At 54.3% G+C, this 16,617-nt stretch carries 14 protein-coding genes and 2 pseudogenes; 3 read left to right on the top strand and 13 right to left on the bottom strand.

Translation table 11 applies throughout. The features are described from left to right. Positions 1 to 30: 30 nt before the first annotated feature. Positions 31 to 543, top strand: a complete 513-nt coding sequence (locus tag BRW62_RS02645; RefSeq protein ID WP_099798166.1) for a hypothetical protein — start codon at positions 31 to 33, stop codon at positions 541 to 543. Positions 544 to 593: 50 nt separating this feature from the next. Here the strand turns inward: BRW62_RS02645 and BRW62_RS02650 are convergent, their stop codons facing one another. The 6 genes and pseudogenes from BRW62_RS02650 to zds form a co-directional block, all read right to left on the bottom strand. Then, positions 594 to 791, bottom strand: a complete 198-nt coding sequence (locus BRW62_RS02650) for a hypothetical protein (protein ID WP_099798167.1) — start codon at positions 789 to 791, stop codon at positions 594 to 596. A 132-nt stretch (positions 792 to 923) separates the two neighbouring features. Then, a pseudogene (thiO, locus tag BRW62_RS02655) lies at positions 924 to 2,062 on the bottom strand (glycine oxidase ThiO). 327 nt (positions 2,063 to 2,389) lie between these two features. Beyond that, positions 2,390 to 3,444, bottom strand: a pseudogene (recA, locus tag BRW62_RS02660) (recombinase RecA). A 43-nt stretch (positions 3,445 to 3,487) separates the two neighbouring features. Then, complete coding sequence (locus BRW62_RS02665; protein ID WP_099798168.1) at positions 3,488 to 4,333, bottom strand: hypothetical protein; 846 nt, start codon at positions 4,331 to 4,333, stop codon at positions 3,488 to 3,490. 126 nt (positions 4,334 to 4,459) lie between these two features. After that, positions 4,460 to 4,912 (bottom strand): SRPBCC family protein, encoded by a 453-nt coding sequence (locus BRW62_RS02670; protein ID WP_099798169.1) that lies wholly within the window; start codon positions 4,910 to 4,912, stop codon positions 4,460 to 4,462. Beyond that, the gene (gene zds, locus BRW62_RS02675; RefSeq protein WP_099798170.1) at positions 4,909 to 6,351 is read right to left on the bottom strand and encodes a 9,9'-di-cis-zeta-carotene desaturase; all 1,443 of its coding nucleotides are present in this window, start codon (positions 6,349 to 6,351) and stop codon (positions 4,909 to 4,911) included. Before zds ends, BRW62_RS02670 begins: the two co-directional genes overlap by 4 nt. A 167-nt stretch (positions 6,352 to 6,518) precedes the next feature. On the opposite strand from zds, the gene BRW62_RS13225 reads away from it, so the two are divergent. Both BRW62_RS13225 and sir read left to right on the top strand, forming a co-directional pair. Beyond that, entirely contained in the window at positions 6,519 to 6,689 is a 171-nt protein-coding gene (locus tag BRW62_RS13225) for a hypothetical protein (protein WP_198406277.1), read from the top strand. A 113-nt stretch (positions 6,690 to 6,802) separates the two neighbouring features. Further along, positions 6,803 to 8,704, top strand: coding sequence for a sulfite reductase, ferredoxin dependent (gene sir, locus BRW62_RS02685; RefSeq protein ID WP_099798172.1), 1,902 nt, complete (start codon positions 6,803 to 6,805; stop codon positions 8,702 to 8,704). Positions 8,705 to 8,801: 97 nt separating this feature from the next. On the opposite strand, the gene BRW62_RS02690 is transcribed toward sir, so the two are convergent. From BRW62_RS02690 to BRW62_RS02720, 7 genes are all read right to left on the bottom strand, one after another. Next, positions 8,802 to 9,710 (bottom strand): fatty acid desaturase family protein, encoded by a 909-nt coding sequence (locus BRW62_RS02690; protein ID WP_099798173.1) that lies wholly within the window; start codon positions 9,708 to 9,710, stop codon positions 8,802 to 8,804. A 93-nt stretch (positions 9,711 to 9,803) separates the two neighbouring features. Then, positions 9,804 to 12,275: an ATP-binding cassette domain-containing protein gene (locus BRW62_RS02695; RefSeq protein WP_099798174.1), complete on the bottom strand. Its 2,472-nt coding sequence runs from the start codon at positions 12,273 to 12,275 to the stop codon at positions 9,804 to 9,806. A gap of 294 nt (positions 12,276 to 12,569) precedes the next feature. Beyond that, positions 12,570 to 14,198 carry a chaperonin GroEL gene (gene groL / locus BRW62_RS02700; RefSeq protein WP_099798175.1) on the bottom strand — a complete coding sequence of 543 codons (1,629 nt, stop codon included), beginning with the start codon at positions 14,196 to 14,198 and terminating at the stop codon, positions 12,570 to 12,572. Between the two features lie 238 nt (positions 14,199 to 14,436). Continuing rightward, on the bottom strand, positions 14,437 to 14,877 hold the full coding sequence (locus BRW62_RS02705) for a Spy/CpxP family protein refolding chaperone (RefSeq protein ID WP_099798176.1): 441 nt from the start codon (positions 14,875 to 14,877) through the stop codon (positions 14,437 to 14,439). 54 nt (positions 14,878 to 14,931) lie between these two features. Next, a complete protein-coding gene (locus tag BRW62_RS02710; RefSeq protein ID WP_198406123.1) occupies positions 14,932 to 15,234 on the bottom strand; it encodes a hypothetical protein in 303 nt (100 codons plus the stop codon). Positions 15,235 to 15,272: 38 nt separating this feature from the next. After that, positions 15,273 to 15,878 (bottom strand): sigma-70 family RNA polymerase sigma factor, encoded by a 606-nt coding sequence (locus BRW62_RS02715; protein WP_099798178.1) that lies wholly within the window; start codon positions 15,876 to 15,878, stop codon positions 15,273 to 15,275. A 95-nt stretch (positions 15,879 to 15,973) separates the two neighbouring features. Then, entirely contained in the window at positions 15,974 to 16,612 is a 639-nt protein-coding gene (locus BRW62_RS02720; RefSeq protein ID WP_099798179.1) for an LON peptidase substrate-binding domain-containing protein, read from the bottom strand. Positions 16,613 to 16,617: the final 5 nt, after the last annotated feature.

The raw sequence follows: 16,617 nt of genomic DNA on the forward strand, positions 1-16,617 counted from the left end.
AGTATTCGCTGTATTTAGTGGCGTAAATCGATGAAGACTGTATTAGTTGCAACGGTGGGCGATCGCCTTGGTGCAGAAGCTATTTATACCCGCTTAGAAACCGATGGCTTTCCGATGGCCAAGGTAAAACTATTGGGGCGGGGTTATAAACAATGGTCAGAGGCGGGAGTCGAAGATCCCTTTGCGACGGCGCGTCAGCAAATGCAGCGAATGCTCCTTTGGCTGGTGCCCTTTGGGTTCTTTGCGGGGTTTACCTTTAACCAAGCCACCCAAATTGACATTCTGCCCAGCTTGAACCGCCTAGATAATAGTTTAATTGGGGGACTTTTTGGGGCAGTTGCCGGAGCTTTGGGCAGTTTAACTGTTGGCGGCGGACTCAAAGTGGTCATTGCCGGGCGATCGGGAACCCCCTTTGAAACGCGGTTACAACAGGGGAAGTATCTAGTGCTCATTCAAGGGAGTGACAGCGAGATTCGCCGTGCAGAGCGCCTCCTCAAAGCCCAGCCCCTCGAATACCTGCAAGCCTATACTCTAGATGAGTAGGAGAAGGGATTGAGGGATGAGGGGGCAGGATTTTGCTAGTGAACTAGGTATTAGGTATTATCCCGGAAGGCTCGAATAACCGCTTGAGTGGCTATTTGCTGATGCTGTGCTGCACCACCCTCAAACTCTCCAAAGCGTACTGTTCCCCCCGTGGTTTGCAGTTGCACCTGAAACACTCGGTTGCGCCGTCCACGGCTAGAGCGCCATTCTTGGGCAATATCGATATTTTGAATCGCGGCGATGGGCATGTGATCGTGACGGCAAAGCAGTTCGTATGTGGCGGTCAACCAAACGGGAACTGAGCCACCAACACGAGTAACACCCCTGCCAGTCATCCCTCCCAAGGGCGGTTGCGCAATATCAAGCGTTGGGGCGATCGCTCAAGAATTTCCATCGCCGGGGGGCTGTGACGGGGCAATACCGCTATCGTGGTTAGGGGCAAATCGCTGCCATGAAAAAGCCTTGAGGTGGCGATCGCTGGTTTGGTGCAACACTAAATTAGCCAGCAGTTTTGCCGTGATGGGAGCCAAGAGTACGCCGTTGCGATAGTGCCCTGTGGCAAGGTAAAGATTGGTTGCAGGCCCTTGCCCTAAAATAGGCAGTTCATCTGGCGTGGCGGGTCGGTAGCCCCACCATGTATCAATCACTTCATAGTCAACCAGAGTTGGCATGACAGCGGTAGCACGGTTCAGGAGGGTTTGTAATCCTGCCACGGTATTCCCATCCTGAAACCCAACATCTTCACTGGTGGCTCCCACCACAATTTTGCCGGAGCGGCGGGGCACAAGGTATAACTGATCTGCAAAAATAACATGGTTGAGGAACGGGGCGGCGGGGGGTGCAGCGCCAGCATTTGTCCTTTGCGAGGGGTCACAGGGATTGGCAGCAGTGCCTGACTCCATGCCCCGGTGGCCAGCACGTAGGCACCGGCCAACCAACGCCCGCGATCGCTCTGTAGGGCTGTAATCTCCCCTTGGCGATTCTGATGCCAGTGCTGAACCTGTACCCCTTCAATGATTTCGACACCAAGAATGCGGGCGGCACTCAACAGCACCTTAGCAAGATTGCGGGTATTGACTTGGCCATCCTGAGGGAACCACCATGCCCCTAAGACGGTGTCGGCAAACCCCGGTTGCTTCTGCGCCAATTCCCTTGCCTCTAGCCAGCAACTATCGGGTTCCATAGGGTGGTGGCGATCGCGCCGTTGCAGATCCGTCACAGGAGCCAAGATGCCGCAGGCCCAATAGCCCGCATCCATCCCAGTCAGTTGCTCTAGCTTGTCAATCCATGCGGGATAGAGTTTGCAACTCGCGGTACAGAGGTTCCACATTGCCCCCGCAGGTAGCCCTTCCGCTTGGGGCGCTAACATCCCTGCCGCAGCATGGAGCGCCGCCTCGCGAAATTGGCGACTCAGAACGGTAGGACGTACACCGCGCAGTGCTAGCTCGATGGCGATCGCTAACCCCATTGTGCCGCCACCAATAATCAAAATATCCCGCTGCTCATCGCCAAGGATCATCTATGGATGCTCAATGCTGCCCAAATCTCGCCTTCCTATGATACTGCCTATTTTGCAGCCGAACAGGTGCATACACGGCTAGCCACCTATAGGGTAGAGTGCCACTGGCACATCCAACCGATGGGCAAATGGATGACGCGAGAGAATTGTAGCTTTGACAACAGTTTTCAGTGTTTTGTAACAGTCAATCGCGTCAAATCTAAAGAATTGGTGAAAACCCCATTCCTTTGCAGCAGATGCCCTTATGGTAAGGAAGCAAGATACCTCCTAACTGCGTCTTTGACCCCGCCCTCTTACCTATGCGTATGGTGTGGGGTCTCTTTTTTCTCATTCCTCCGGTAGCTCTTCGTGGGGATGCACCACCGTATTGGCAGAAACAGCCACCCCTTGATCTAGTTTTTGGCGTACCAGTTGCCCCACCTCTTGGGCAAAGGCGGGGTTCTCTTCCATGTATTTAATGGTATTGTCGCGGCCTTGGGCAAGGTTTTCCCCGTTGTAGGAGTACCATGCCCCCTTGCGGGTAATAATTCCCGTTTCTTCCGCCATATCTAAAATGCAGCCTAGATTAGAAATACCCTTACCAAAAATAATGTCAAACTCAGCAATCCGGAATGGGGGGGCAACTTTATTTTTCGCCACCTTGACTTTGGCGCGAATCCCAAACTCCTCCGTCCCCTTTTTCAGGGTTTGCACACGGCGAATATCTAAGCGCACCGATGCATAAAACTTGAGCGCGGTGCCTCCCGTGGTGGTCTCCGGGTTCCCGTAGGTGACACCAATTTTCTGCCGCAGTTGGTTCAAAAAGATCACTGTACAACCGGTTCTCGCGATGTTACCGGTAATTTTGCGCAGGGCTTGGCTCATTAACCGTGCCTGCAGGCCAACGTGGCTATCTCCCATATCCCCTTCAATTTCGGCACGGGGCACAAGCGCCGCCACTGAGTCTACCACCACCACATCAACAGCGGTAGAACGCACCAGTTGATCCACAATTTCTAGACCCGCTTCCCCAGTATCTGGTTGAGCCACCAGCAGGTTTTCAATATCAACGCCAAGGGCAGCGGCATAGGTGGGGTCAAGGGCATGCTCTGCATCGACAAAGGCCGCCACGCCACCTAACTTTTGCACTTCTGCAACGGCGTGTAGAGCAAGGGTGGTTTTACCGGAGCTTTCTGGGCCATAGATTTCAATCACCCGTCCTTTGGGCAAGCCGCCCCCAAGGCCAAGTCAAGGGTGAGGGCACCGGAGGAGGTGGTTTCCACTCTCATGCGCGTGGCATCCCCAAGGCGCATAATGCTGCCTTTGCCAAAAGTGCGCTCGATTTGGGTTACAGCAAGGTCAAGGGCTTTACGCTTTTCGGGGGAGAGGCTAACATCACTCATTGAACTATCCTAGGTGGCAAAACAGACGGGCGGTGTGTAGTTTCTAGGGTAGCTTGCGGCGAACCACAATGGCGTTGTTACCCACCACTGGCTCACGAACCAGTGGCTGACCTTGGGTATCTGTAATCACCACGGTGGTATAGCCCAGATCGTGGGCTTGCTGCCAGAGTGCTTGGGCGAGTTGATCTTGCTTGGCGGCACTGAGGTCGTACCAACCCGCTGCCAACATCAGATCGAGTCGATGGTCGCTAGGATTGAGGGTGAGGGTGGGATCAAGGGCATTACTGTAGCGATCGCAGATGGCCAACAGTTGCTGACGAACGGTCGCCGTATCGCTAGGAATGGGAGCGGGCGAAGGGCTGGGGGGCGCTACCGCAGCAGGCGCTACAGGGGCTACCGTTGGTACAGGGGTTGGCGAAGGAGGCGGCTCAACGCTCGTGGATCGTCGCGGCTGTACCAAGATTGTACTGGGAACCTCAGGGCGAGGGCGGGGGGTACTAGGGCTGATCGTAGGACGCTCAGGAGCCTGAAACCAACTCAGGGGATTCAGCCAAAGCAGGAGCAGAAGGATGCCGAGGGCGATCGCGGTTAAGGTGGTACGGTTATAGCGCTCTCTGAGGCCACTGGGTAAGCGCTGTTGCAGCCAGCCCATCGCCTGCCACCATAGCGTGCCAAGGCGTTGTAGCCAAGGGGTAAGTTTTCCTAGCCAAGACGCTTCTGCAGCCAGTTGTGCCGAGGGAATGTGTTGGTTACTCGCTGTTGTCTTAAGCTGTGCCGTAGCTTGACCAAGGAGGTGAGTGATCCCCTCTAGGAAGACGATGGCTTCTCGCAAGAGAATGGGTTGGACAGTTTGCCAGATGGTGGGTTTAGAAGGGGGAGAGGGGGTCATCGGGTGTTCAACTATCTAGCAACCAACGATCTTAAATTACCAAAAAGGGGGCACGCCCCTGCCATGCTCCTGTCGGCTCTAGGAGTACAACGCCTTTTGCAGTGTCAGGGTAACAGCGGATTGGATCTATCTTAGGCGGCTCGGCTGCAATTGCTGAGCATAGTCGCGAAAGCGCTCTAAATCTGCCTGTAATGTACTTTCGACGATCCGCCCTAAAAAGAGGCGATCCATCAGTTGACCTAAAATGCCGGGAATCGCATAGGCCACTGAGAGCTTTACAACCGTGCTGCCGTGGCGATCGTAAAAGCGAATGGCACCACGGTTTGGCAGCCCATCCACTGACTCCCACTTGATGATCTGGTGCTTGATTTGCTTGCGAATGCGCGAGAGCCAACTAAAGTGCCAGTTACCCGTCGCAAGCGTCCAGCGGGAGAGTTCAGCATCGTCGCTGGTAATGACCACTGACTCTATCCACTTCATCCACAGGGGGATTTTTTCTAAATCTGACCACAGCGACCAAACCAAGTCGATGTCGGCAGCAACTTCAATTTGGACGGTGTGCTCTAGCCAGTTCGTCATCGGTTTCCTCCCGCTAAAATTGCTTGAGCCGCTTGTCGTCCAGACATGGTTGCTCCCTCCATACTGTCAATGTAGTCTTGCTGGGTATAACTGCCCGCTAGAAAGAAATTAGGAATGGGCGTTTTCTGGGGAGGGCGATAGGGATCCATGCCGGGGGCTTCACGGTACAGCGATTGGGCGAGTTTGACGACACTGTACCACGTCATTGTTAAGTGCCGCGACGAGGGAAACAGCTCATGGACTTGCCGCAAAACGTGCTGTGCAATCTCTTCGTTGCTGGCTTTAATGAAAGGGTCGCCGGGGGTGAGCACCACTTGCAGGAGAGAGCCTTGGCCTTCCCGGTAGTAATCCGCTGGGCTGGTCAAGGCTAAATCGGCAAAACAGGAAAAGTCGGCATCGGCAGTATAAAGCAGATTATCTAGCCCCGTAGCGGCCACCTGCCGTTGCTTGCTGGGGTCTTGCAATTCGGTAACCCAACCGTCGAAACGCAGTTGCACTGTGGCCACCGGAACGGCATCTAGTTTGAAAATGTTGTCAAATACTGGTAGCGCACGCCACGCTTGGGGAATCAGGCGTTGAATGCCGGGAACATCGCAGGCACAGAGGTAGGCGTCGGCGGTTACAGTTGCTAGGGGATCGTCATCTTTGGGAATCACTAAGCCATCTACCCGCCACGCGCTTGGCTCGCTACCACTATAGAGAATTTCCTTGACCCGGCGGCGCAGGTGTACCGTTGCGCCACGGGCACTGATGTAGTTCACCAAGGGTTTGAGGAGGTATTCTGCGGGGGATCCCATCAGCATATTCAGGCGCGACGCTTCGGTTTTAGCCGCAAACATCATAAAAATTGTCAGCATACAGCGTGCCGACATGTGCTCTGTGTCAATAAAGCCCAAGGCGTAGGCAATGGGGTTCCACAGCCGCTTTAAGCTATTCTCAGAGCCACCGTGCCGCCGGAACCACTCAGCAAAGCTGAGGCGATCGAGGGCGCGGATCTGTCGCATGGCGCCATTGTAGTCCACCAAACCGCGCACCACTGGACTGCTTCCCAAGGCAATAGCGTTGAAAAATTTATCGACCAAGGAGAGTTGCCCTGTGGTGAAAAATGCTTTGAGACCGTTAAAGGGGGCACCCAAGGGAAACCGGAAGTCCAATTCCCCTACTTGGCCACCGCGATTGATGAAGGTGTGGGTGTGGTCTTTGGGCAGGAGGTGGGCGATCGCCCCCACCTTGGTCATCAACTCAAAGAGGTTGGCGTAGTTATAGAAAAAAACGTGTAACCCCATCTCGATGTGGTTGCCGTCAGCATCCTGCCAACTGCTGACTTTGCCACCAACGAATGGCCGGGACTCATACATTTCAACGGTGTGACCGGCATCGACTAGATCCACTGCCGCCGCTAAGCCCGCCAGACCGGCACCAACAATGACAACCCGCATCAGTGATTCCAGAAAACTTCACAGATTTTAACAATCCTAACATTTTTCGCCAACTGCCCTCTGCCACAAGCATTAAGAAAGTTGGCAGACCCCCACCGCCGCCAATCCCCTGTTCTATGATTAAGGTAACCTTAGTCCATAGAATCGCTCACGCTCACGGTATGCTTATGGCTTCGCGTCGTGTTCTTCGATTTCCCCTTTGGCTTTACCTGAACCAGCCCCTATTTAGCCGTCACTTTATGCTGAATCCCAGACGATTTTGGCTGGAGTATCGCAATGCCTACCTTGAACGCTGTTGGCAGCAGGAGTACACCTCTAAAGGCGAACCATCCTGTTAATCGTTCCCTCGGTTCGCTACAATGGGATAGCTCACTTTCCCAATCAAGATTAGGGACTTTGGTGAGCAGTAAGTTGCACTGCATTCATCCCGCCTGCTGGAACACAGAACACTATGGTTGCTTCCCCTCCCTCTGCTGACGTTGCTGCTAAGCGTTCCAAAGTTGAAGATCTCAAGGAACAGAGTCAGCACCTCCGTGAACCCGTTGCCACAGAGCTGCGAGAGCCAACCAATCGCTTTAGTGAGGCGGGAATTCAGATCCTGAAGTTCCATGGTTCCTACCAGCAAGACAACCGCGATAACCGCGTGAAAGGGCAGGAAAAAGACTACCAGTTCATGCTGCGCACCCGCAGCCCGGCGGGTTATATTCCGCCCCAACTCTACCTGACCTTGGATCGCTTGGCGGACGAGTACGGTAACCATACCCTGCGGGCAACCACTCGCCAAGGGTTTCAGCTACACGGCATTCTCAAGAAGAATCTGAAAGCCGCGATCGCCGCCATTATCCGCAGCATGGGATCCACCCTAGGTGCGTGCGGTGATTTGAACCGGAATGTGATGGCGCCGCCAGCCCCATTTAGGGATCGCCCCGAGTATCGCCTTGCCTACGAGTATGCCCACCGCATTGCCGATTTGCTCACGCCCCAAACGGGTGCTTATTACGAAATTTGGCTCGATGGTGAGAAGGTTATCTCTGCTGAAGAGCATCCTGAGGTCAAAGCAGCCCGCCAGCGCAACGGTACCGGCACCATTTTTCACGACAACGAAGAGCCAATCTATGGCGATCGCTACATGCCGCGTAAGTTTAAGTGCTGTGTCACAGTCCCCGGGGACAACTCGGTGGATTTGTTTTCCCAAGACCTCACCCTCGTTGTGATCACTAACAAAAAAGGCGATCTAGAGGGCTTTAATATCTATGCGGGGGGCGGTTTGGGGCGCACCCACAATAAAGAGGACACCTTTGCCCGCATGGCCGATGAAATTGGCTTTGTGGCTGCTGCTGATGTGTACGATGCGGTGAAAGCCATTGTGGCAACACAACGGGATTATGGCGATCGCTACAATCGTCGCCACGCCCGCCTGAAGTACTTAATCCATGATTGGGGAGTCGCCAAATTCAAAGCCAAAGTCGAAGAGTATTTTGGTAAACCCCTTGCTCCCTTTCGTCCCTTGCCGCCGTGGCAGTACCATGACTTTTTGGGCTGGCACTCCCAAGGAGATGGCAAGTTTTTTTATGGGGTCTCCATTGCCAATGGTCGCATCCTTGATCGCGATAGCTTCAAGCTCAAAGCAGCTCTGAAAAAAATCGTCAAAGAGTTTAATGTGCCGTTGCGGGTCACCCCCCACCAGAACGTGCTGATCTGTGATGTGGCTCCCAATCAGCAAGATGCCATTCAACTGATTTTGCAGCAGCATGGGATTCCTGATGTTAGCGCTATTGATTCCCTAGAGCGCTACAGTATGGCTTGCCCGGCACTCCCCACCTGCGGCTTGGCCATTACCGAATCCGAGCGTGCCATTCCGGGGGTTTTAGAGCGGATTCGTCGCCTCATGGATCGTCTTGGGTTAGAGGATGAGCATTTTGTGATCCGGATGACGGGGTGCCCGAACGGCTGCGCTCGCCCCTACTTAGCTGAACTAGGCTTTGTGGGGATTGTGCCGGGAACGTATCAAACATGGCTGGGGGGCAGCCCTCACCAAACTCGCTTGGCTCAAGTTTATATCGAGCGGTTGCCCATTACGGAACTGGAGGCCACCCTTGAGCCGTTACTTGTCTATTACCGCGATCGCCGCCACAGTGGCGAGTCCTTTGGGGATTTTTGCCATCGGGTCGGCTTTGAGGCACTGCGCCAGTTTGCCGCAAGCTATACCCCCCCTGCAACCCAGCGCAAACGCTATCGCGTGGACGTACAGGCAGAGCAGTATCAGCAACTAAAAGCATTGGCAGCAGCAAAGGGAGTATCGGTGGCCGCCTTAACCCGCCAAGCCCTGCAGCAATACCTATCAGCCCAGTAGCCAATCGCTCTGCTGAGGGGCTAGGGCACGGGAAATAGCATCAACGGCAGACATGCCCTGACGCTTGGCCGTGATGGGTTTTGCCACACGCAAACGGTCATGCAGCACCGAAGCGCTGAACAATTTGACGGTGAACAGTGAAATAGCCTGACACACAATGCTGGAGATGAGGTTTTAGCAGGATGTGGGCGTGTGCAAGGGCATGGAAGGGAATAGAGGGATAGAGGTGGTGCTCGGCATGGTAGGGCATGTTCCACATCAGCAGGCGAACCGGCCATAGGGTGAGGGTGGTGCGGGTATTGGTCAGGCCATTGCTATCTTGGGTGCAATCGGTGTGCTCCGCCAGCAAAATAAACCGCAGCACTGGCTGGCCTAGCACCAAGGGAAATGCCCATCCCACCAGTAGCCAAGGATAACCAACTACTACCGAGAGTGCTGCGGCAATTCCATAGACACCGAGTTGCCAGCGGGCAGACCAAACGACCTCGGGGCGAACTTCGGCGCTGATGTAGGGGTAGCCCTCTAACCGACCGCGAACGAGGTTGGCAAAGGTTTGCACCTTGCCCCACCACCACGGTATGCCACTCAGTTCCCAAAGGTACTGTTGCCAGTTAGTGGGCTTAGGAGCATCGAGTTCTGGGTCTTTGCCTAGAATTTGGGTGTAGCGATGGTGCCACTTGTGGTAGCGCCGATAAAAGTCACTGTTGTAAAAGCAGAGTAAGCCCGCTAGCCAAGCCACTGTGTCGTTGAGGCGTTGATTTGCAAATGCAGTGCGGTGAGAGCACTCGTGTAGGGTCGCAAACATTGTTGCCAAGCTAGTGCCGTAGAGCAGTAAGGCGGGAATGGCTAACCACCAACGGTGTCCCAGTTGGGTCATCCAGACGCTGCCACTCAGCACCAGAAGACCCACATGAAGTGCGAGTTGGCGGATCCCTGCCCAGTTTGAGCGCTGGTTTAAGGTCTGGAGTGTGGCAGTGTCGATGAGAGGCTGCGCAGACGTGATCATGACATCAAGGGCAGTTTGCAATAATAATGGGGGGCTAACTCGCCAGCTTAGCTTGTTTTTCCATCCTGTGGCTACTGTTTAGGTTTGGGGAATCTAGCGGTCTTTGCGCCGTTGCAGCCCAGTGGCGATCGCGATGTAAATGAGGCTATGGAGCAGGAGTACACCCCAGTTCAACAGCAGGTTTGTCGGGGTTGGGTCATAGACAGGACTTGGATCAAAGGGTTGGGGCGGTGGCTCAAAGAGGCCAAAGTCAAGGGGGGGCGGTACCATGGCATTGACCTTAATTAAGGCACCGTAGGCTCCCATGCTCCAACGGCCAATTGTTACCCACGAGAGGATCACGGCTAATCCTTGAAGCTTAAATAACACCCCTGCAAAAATAATTTGTGGCAACAGCAGCGGGGGTAACACTTTACTGGCTTGATCGCTATTGCTGACCGCACTGGAAACTAACAGCCCCAAGCTAAGGCTGGCCACAAGGGTCAAAAAGGTTGTGACGGCAACGCCCAACGGCCAAGGCATGAGCGCCCCGGTGGGCACACCAAACCCAAGGACGGCAACCACCGTAATCAGCAGCGTTTGGACAGCAGCCATTGCCTTGCCAAGGGTGAGCTTGGCAGCCATGTAGGCCGGAAGACTGAGGTTGGCGAGGCGCTCGCGGCGGTAAATGGGGACTTCGGTAATCAGAGCCTGTGCCCAACTGGATAACCCCACCCATAAACAGGCGCAGGTAAACACAAAGAGTACCCGTAAGGTTTGAGCCGCTTGGAGCAGTGAGGGCGGATCCTGGGGTAAGAACGGTGAGGTCTCAAGAGCAAAACGGGTCAGCAGGAGGGCAATGGGCACACTCACCAGATTCAGTGCCAAACTGAGGCGATCGCGCTCCATCAGCCGCCACTGCCGTTGACACAGTACTTGCCACTGGTACAGATGATTGGGGGCGGGCTGTTGACTTGGCGCAGGGACGTTGGGGGTACCACTCCCAAGGGCAACATCGGTATTATTGGGGGCACAGCCAGCACTGAGGCGGTTTTCTAGGTAGTTTTTGTAGTCTGGGGACTGGCGAAACCGCTCACTCCATTCGTAGGCGGCGCGATCGCCCTCGCCTACGGCCAAAATGCCGTAGATTTCAGCCACAGACCTTAGGGGGGGCGACCCATTAGGACTAAAAAACTGACACGCGCGCTCCGCAGGCCCGAAATAGCAGAGGCGACCACCACGGCCGAGAATCGCGAGGCGATCGCACAGATGCACATGGCTAGTGGCATGGGTTACCAGAATAATTGTCCGACCTTCGTCCGCTAGTTGGCGCAGCAGTTGCATCATCGATAAATCAAGCCCAGGATCGAGGCCAGAGGTGGGTTCGTCAAGGAAAAAGAGCTTGGGATTAGCCAATAACTCAACAGCAATACTGACGCGCTTGCGCTGGCCACCGCTGAGATCCGCCACCAATTGCTGGGCAACAGGGGTTAACTGCACTTGCTTGAGAACTCGCTGGACACTCTCGTGGCGGGTGGTGGCATCGGTATCTGCCGGCAGACGAAGTTGGGCAGCAAAAGTTAGCACCTCGGTGACCGTTAAGCGGGTATGCACAATATCGTCTTGGGGCACATACCCCGTTTGGTGGCGATAGGCGCAGCGGTTTTGGTACAGGTCTTGGCCATTCAGGAGGACTTTACCAGCTTGGGGAGGCGTAAGCCCCATGAGGACTTTCAGCAGGGTTGACTTGCCGGTGCCACTACCGCCAACAATGCCAATAAGCTGCCCGGGTTCAGCCACAAAGGTCACCCCTGCCAACAGGAGGCGATCGCCGTGGGGTGTCGTTACTCGCCGTTGCAGATGGTAAGCATCTAGGCGAATTTGACTACCTTGATCCGTAACCTCCAGTATCTCATTGCGGTAGAGCAGCGCAAACGGGCCAATGCGGATTTGGTCACCATTGCGCAGGGTGTAAGGAGCTTTGAGGAGTTGGTTATTCACGTAGGTGCCGTTACTACTGTTTAAGTCCCGCAGGACGTAGAGACCCGCAGTGGTACGGTCAAGACTGGCATGGCGTTGGGAGACAGTGGGAGCGTTAAGCTGCCAGTGCTGATAGCTGTTTGTTGCGTCTCGCCCCAGCGTGAGAGGCCATTGGCTGAGTTTTTTCAGATTCAGCCGTCGTTGCTGGGGTAACGGCGGCGGTGTTGCAGTGCCTGCCGACTGAATTTGGACAAACATCTGTACTTTGTTCGCGGGGTCTTGGCCAATTTCAAGCCGTAGGGTGTCCGCTAGCTTAAACCCTTCCCCAATACCAATCCGAGTATGCTGATGAAAAATACCATTGGTGCTGCGGCGCTGTTCGCCATCCCCATCCCAGAGACAATAGCTCTGCCCTTCTTTAGTAAAAACTGCATGACGACTGGAAATCACTGACCAGATGGGATCGTCCGGAACAACTAAATCCGCCCACTGGCGATCGCGACCCAAGCGATGCTGGGATTGGGTGAGGTGATAGGTTAACGTCTGCCCTTGACTTTCAAGGATGAGTGTTATCGTTGGTCGATCAAAAACCGTCTTGGCAGACATGGCGCACGTGACATACTCCGGACACTCATGCTAACGCATAGCATGCGAGCTTCTCAGTGCCCCCCAAGATCTCATCGGGCGTATCCTGAGCTTTATTGACGGAATGCCCTACCCCCCAGTGTTTGATATTGATTGCAGCATTATGCCCACGGGACAATGCCAAACCGCAAACAGGGCAACGATGCCAGCGGTCTTGAAAAGCCCAAAATGCCCCCTGCCCTAGGCAAAACCAGCGTACATACTGGCCTCGTTCTTCTGCCTTCAGGCAAGGGGTGCTAAAACAAGGGTATGGGATTACATCATCCCCATACCACCCATACCGGGGTCAGCCGCAGGTGCCGGTTTAGGTTCTGGTTTTTCCACCACTAAGGCTTCTGTGGTTAGCACCATCCCAGCAATGGAGCCAGCATTTTGCAAGGCGCAGCGCACGACTTTTGCTGGGTCAATAATGCCGGCGCTGATCAAGTCTTCGTAAGCCCCTGTAGCAGCATTGAATCCATGGCTAAACCCGGCTGAGCGCACATTTTCAACCACAACTGAGCCTTCCACGCCAGCGTTTGCTGCAATTTGAGCTAAAGGTGCCGCCAGAGCCGTTGCCACAATCCGCGCACCCGTTTGCTCCTCGGCACTGAGGCTGGGCAAAAGGGCGTCAATACGGCTGGCAAGGTGCAGCAGCGTTACACCACCCCCCGGCACAATTCCTTCTGCAACGGCGGCCTTGGTGGCATTGAGGGCATCCTCTAAACGGAGCTTGCGATCCTTAAGTTCAGTTTCGGTGGCTGCGCCCACTTTAATGACGGCTACACCGCCAACGAGCTTGGCAATCCGCTCCTGTAGCTTTTCCTTGTCATACTCGGAATCGGTGTCTGCTAGTTGCTTTTTCAGTTGCTCAACCCGCTTTTGCACATCCGCTGTATTCCCCTTTTCCGACACTAGGGTGGTTGTATCTTTGGTAATGGTGACGGAAGAGGCTTCCCCCAACATGGTGATTTCCACATCTTCTAGGGTGAGGCCAACCTCTTCAGAAATGACTTGCCCCCCTGTGAGCACGGCAATGTCTTGGAGCATGGCTTTGCGGCGATCGCCAAAGGCCGGTGCCTTGACCGCGACCACATTCAGAACCCCCCGCAGTTTATTGACCACTAGGGTGGCTAAGGCTTCCCCCTCCACATCCTCAGCGATAATGACTAACGGACGGCCACTGCGGGCAACCTTTTCAAGGGTGGGAATCAGATCTTGAATGCTGCTGATTTTTTTATCCACCAAGAGCAGATAGGCACCGGTCAATTGCACAATCATTCGCTCAGGATCGGTGACAAAGTAGGGGGAAATATACCCACGGTCAAACTGCATCCCTTCAACAATTTCCATTTCAGTATTCAGGGATTTTGACTCTTCAATGGTGATCACCCCATCTTTGCCCACTTTGGCCATGGCTTGGCTCAGCATGGTGCCCACCTCTGGGTCATTGCCCGCAGACACAGCGGCAACTTGGGCAATCATGTCTCCCTCAACCGGCTTGGCAACTTCGGCGATACCGGCAACAACGGTGTTGATTGCTTTTTCCATCCCCCGTCGCAGTGCCACTGGGTTTGCCCCCGCCGCCACGTTTTTTAAGCCTTCGCGGATGAGGGCTTGGGCTAAAAGCGTTGCCGTTGTGGTGCCATCCCCAACGACATCATTGGTTTTGGCCGCCACTTCCCGCATCAGTTGGGCACCGGTATTTTCGTAAGCATCTTCTAGTTCAATTTCTTTGGCAATGGTCACGCCGTCATTGACAATTTGGGGGGCGCCATACTTTTTCTCTAGCACCACATTGCGCCCCTTGGGACCGAGGGTAATTTTAACGGCATCGGCAAGGGCATTAATGCCACGCTCTAAGGCACGGCGTGATTCTTCATGAAAAACAACTAATTTGGCCATAGGTGGCTATCCTTACGGGGTAACTTTGGTTCAGTCGCGATAACTTGCAACAAGTGGCAGACTTAAGTGCCATGTAACACCATACTCTGGGGGTGAATGGCAGAGCAATACAACTTGATGTAGGGTATTCCGCACTTGCTGCCCCCGCTCTAGCAGACAGTAATTAATGGGCAAGCCCCCATCGTCTAGCCACCATGCCGTGATCCAGTCTCGTGTTGCGACGTTGCAATGATCGCAGTTATGGTTGTTGTGGTCTCATTGGGCGATTGCCGGGGCGACGCTGCTGCATTTGAGTTGCTAAGGCTTGGCGTTGCTGTGGGGTCAGAATACTACGCATGGCTAGCATACTCTCAAACCGCAGGGATGCCAGTTGGTTTTCTAGCTCCCGAACTTGCTGGTGCTTGGCACGAATCTGATCGTCACTGGCAGTGCCACTCATCATCTGCCGCAGCTCTTCTTTGGCAGTACGCAGCTGGTTACGGGTTTGCTCCATGCGGCTTTGATATTGCTGCCGTACGGCTTGTAGTTGTTGCCGCTGCTCTGGGGTAAGGTTGAGGTTCTCGAAGTTACGATAGCCGGGGGGCGTGTGTGCAGGCTGCGCTACCGTAGCAGGGGCAATGGCTAGCATGGGGCTGAGGCTACCACACAGGAGTAGGGCGGTTAGGCTTTGTTTTAACATAGGGATTCTCCGAGTTTGTCACGAATGGTATAGGGCGTACACAGGCCAATGAGGCTAGTCAATAACTGTGAGGTCAGAACTAGGCGAGAGGTCAGATTCGTGAAAGATCACCTGCCAGTTATGGCTGATAAAGGCTTCCACAGAATCGGGTGAGTAGTCTTGAGTAACTTGGGGAGGTGGCTTCAACAGCCACGCGGTTGTGACGGTGGCGATCGCCCCGGTGCTCAGCAGAGTGAGTGTGCGCCACCAGCGTTTTGCTTGCTGTTGCTGTTGCAGCGCGGCTTGCACAATGACGCGATCAAGCTGGGGATGGGGGGGTGGCGGAGTGCCTGCATAGGTTCGCAAAAAATTAACCAAGACGGTATCCTCGCAAGACTCAGATGACGGCGGGAGGTTCATAGACTCACTCCTGCATTGGTAAAGTAGGTGCGTAAGGTTCCCCGAGCACGAAACAAGCGGGACTTAACCGTCCCCACAGGAATGCGTAAAATTTCGGCAATGTCCTTTTGGGGGAGTCCCTGTAAATCGTGCAGTACCAGTACACTACGGTAATCTAAGGACAACTGAGCTAGGCCCCGCTGGACTAAATCTTCGTAGTGTAATTGCTTCAAATCGGGACCGGGGGTGAGGGGTTCGCTGTTGTGAAGGTACTCATGGTGACGCGATTTGCGGGTGGCAAGCTGGCGGCGATAGTCGCAGGCCACGTTCCATGTAATTCGGTACAACCATGTGGAAAACTTTGCTTCGTGCTTCAGCCCCCGCAGACCTTTCCACGCCCGCAAAAACACTTCTTGAACCAAATCATCGAGGGCGATCGCCCCACAGAGCTGAAAGAGTAGCGATCGCACCCGCTGCTGGTGCCGTTGATACAGTTCACGAAAGCCATGGGGATGTCCAGCAAGGCATTGCTCAATCACTGGACGGTCAGGGTCAGACACCTTGGCTTGTGGGTGTACGCTTGGTGCAGCCGTCATCAACGGTAGGGGTATAGATACACTCATCGGAGGTATCGCTCCATTAACGTAATCACCTATTCAGACTCAAGGAGCCGAAAAGGGGTTCACACTGGTTGATCTATAACTGATCTACAACTGATCTACTTGAAGGTTTCCTTAAGCACAGTTCGGGCGGCTAAATGGTTGCGCGTTGTTGTTAAGATTTCTGCTTCCCGCAGCAGGCGATCGTAGGTGGACTGCAACTCTAGAAGGCTCTGTTGCTCCTGAGCTACACCCCGAAAATTACTGGCAATCCAGTAGGATAACTCAAGAGCGGCTGTGGGAACATCTGGCGGCAATTCCATGGCTTGATCTGTCAGCTTGGCAGACAGGCGCACCACATCATCGAGAAGTTGTCGTACTTCCGCCGCAAGAGGGCGCAAATCGATAGTGGTCGGCTCGTCGTCTATCCACTCCACTAAGCCAACTCGATAGGGCTTTTCACGGGTGTAATCTAAAATACGAAAGCGTTGCTGCCCTAAGGAATCCACGAGCATCCGATCGTCCGGTAAGCGCTCGTAGCGACGCACTTCGGCGCAGCACCCCACAGTGGCTGGACGACCCGTTTGCGGATCCCACATCACAATCCCGAAGCGGCGATCGCCCTCAAGGATTGTGTTCATCATAATCCGATAACGAAATTCAAAAATGTGTAGGGGTAAGGGGCGCCCAGGAAATAGCACCACATCCGGCAACGGAAAAATGGGCAGCTCGCGAACAGCAATGGACGAAAAGGCCATAGGAA

Source organism: Thermostichus lividus PCC 6715 (assembly GCF_002754935.1).
GTDB lineage: Bacteria > Cyanobacteriota > Cyanobacteriia > Thermosynechococcales > Thermosynechococcaceae > Thermosynechococcus > Thermosynechococcus lividus.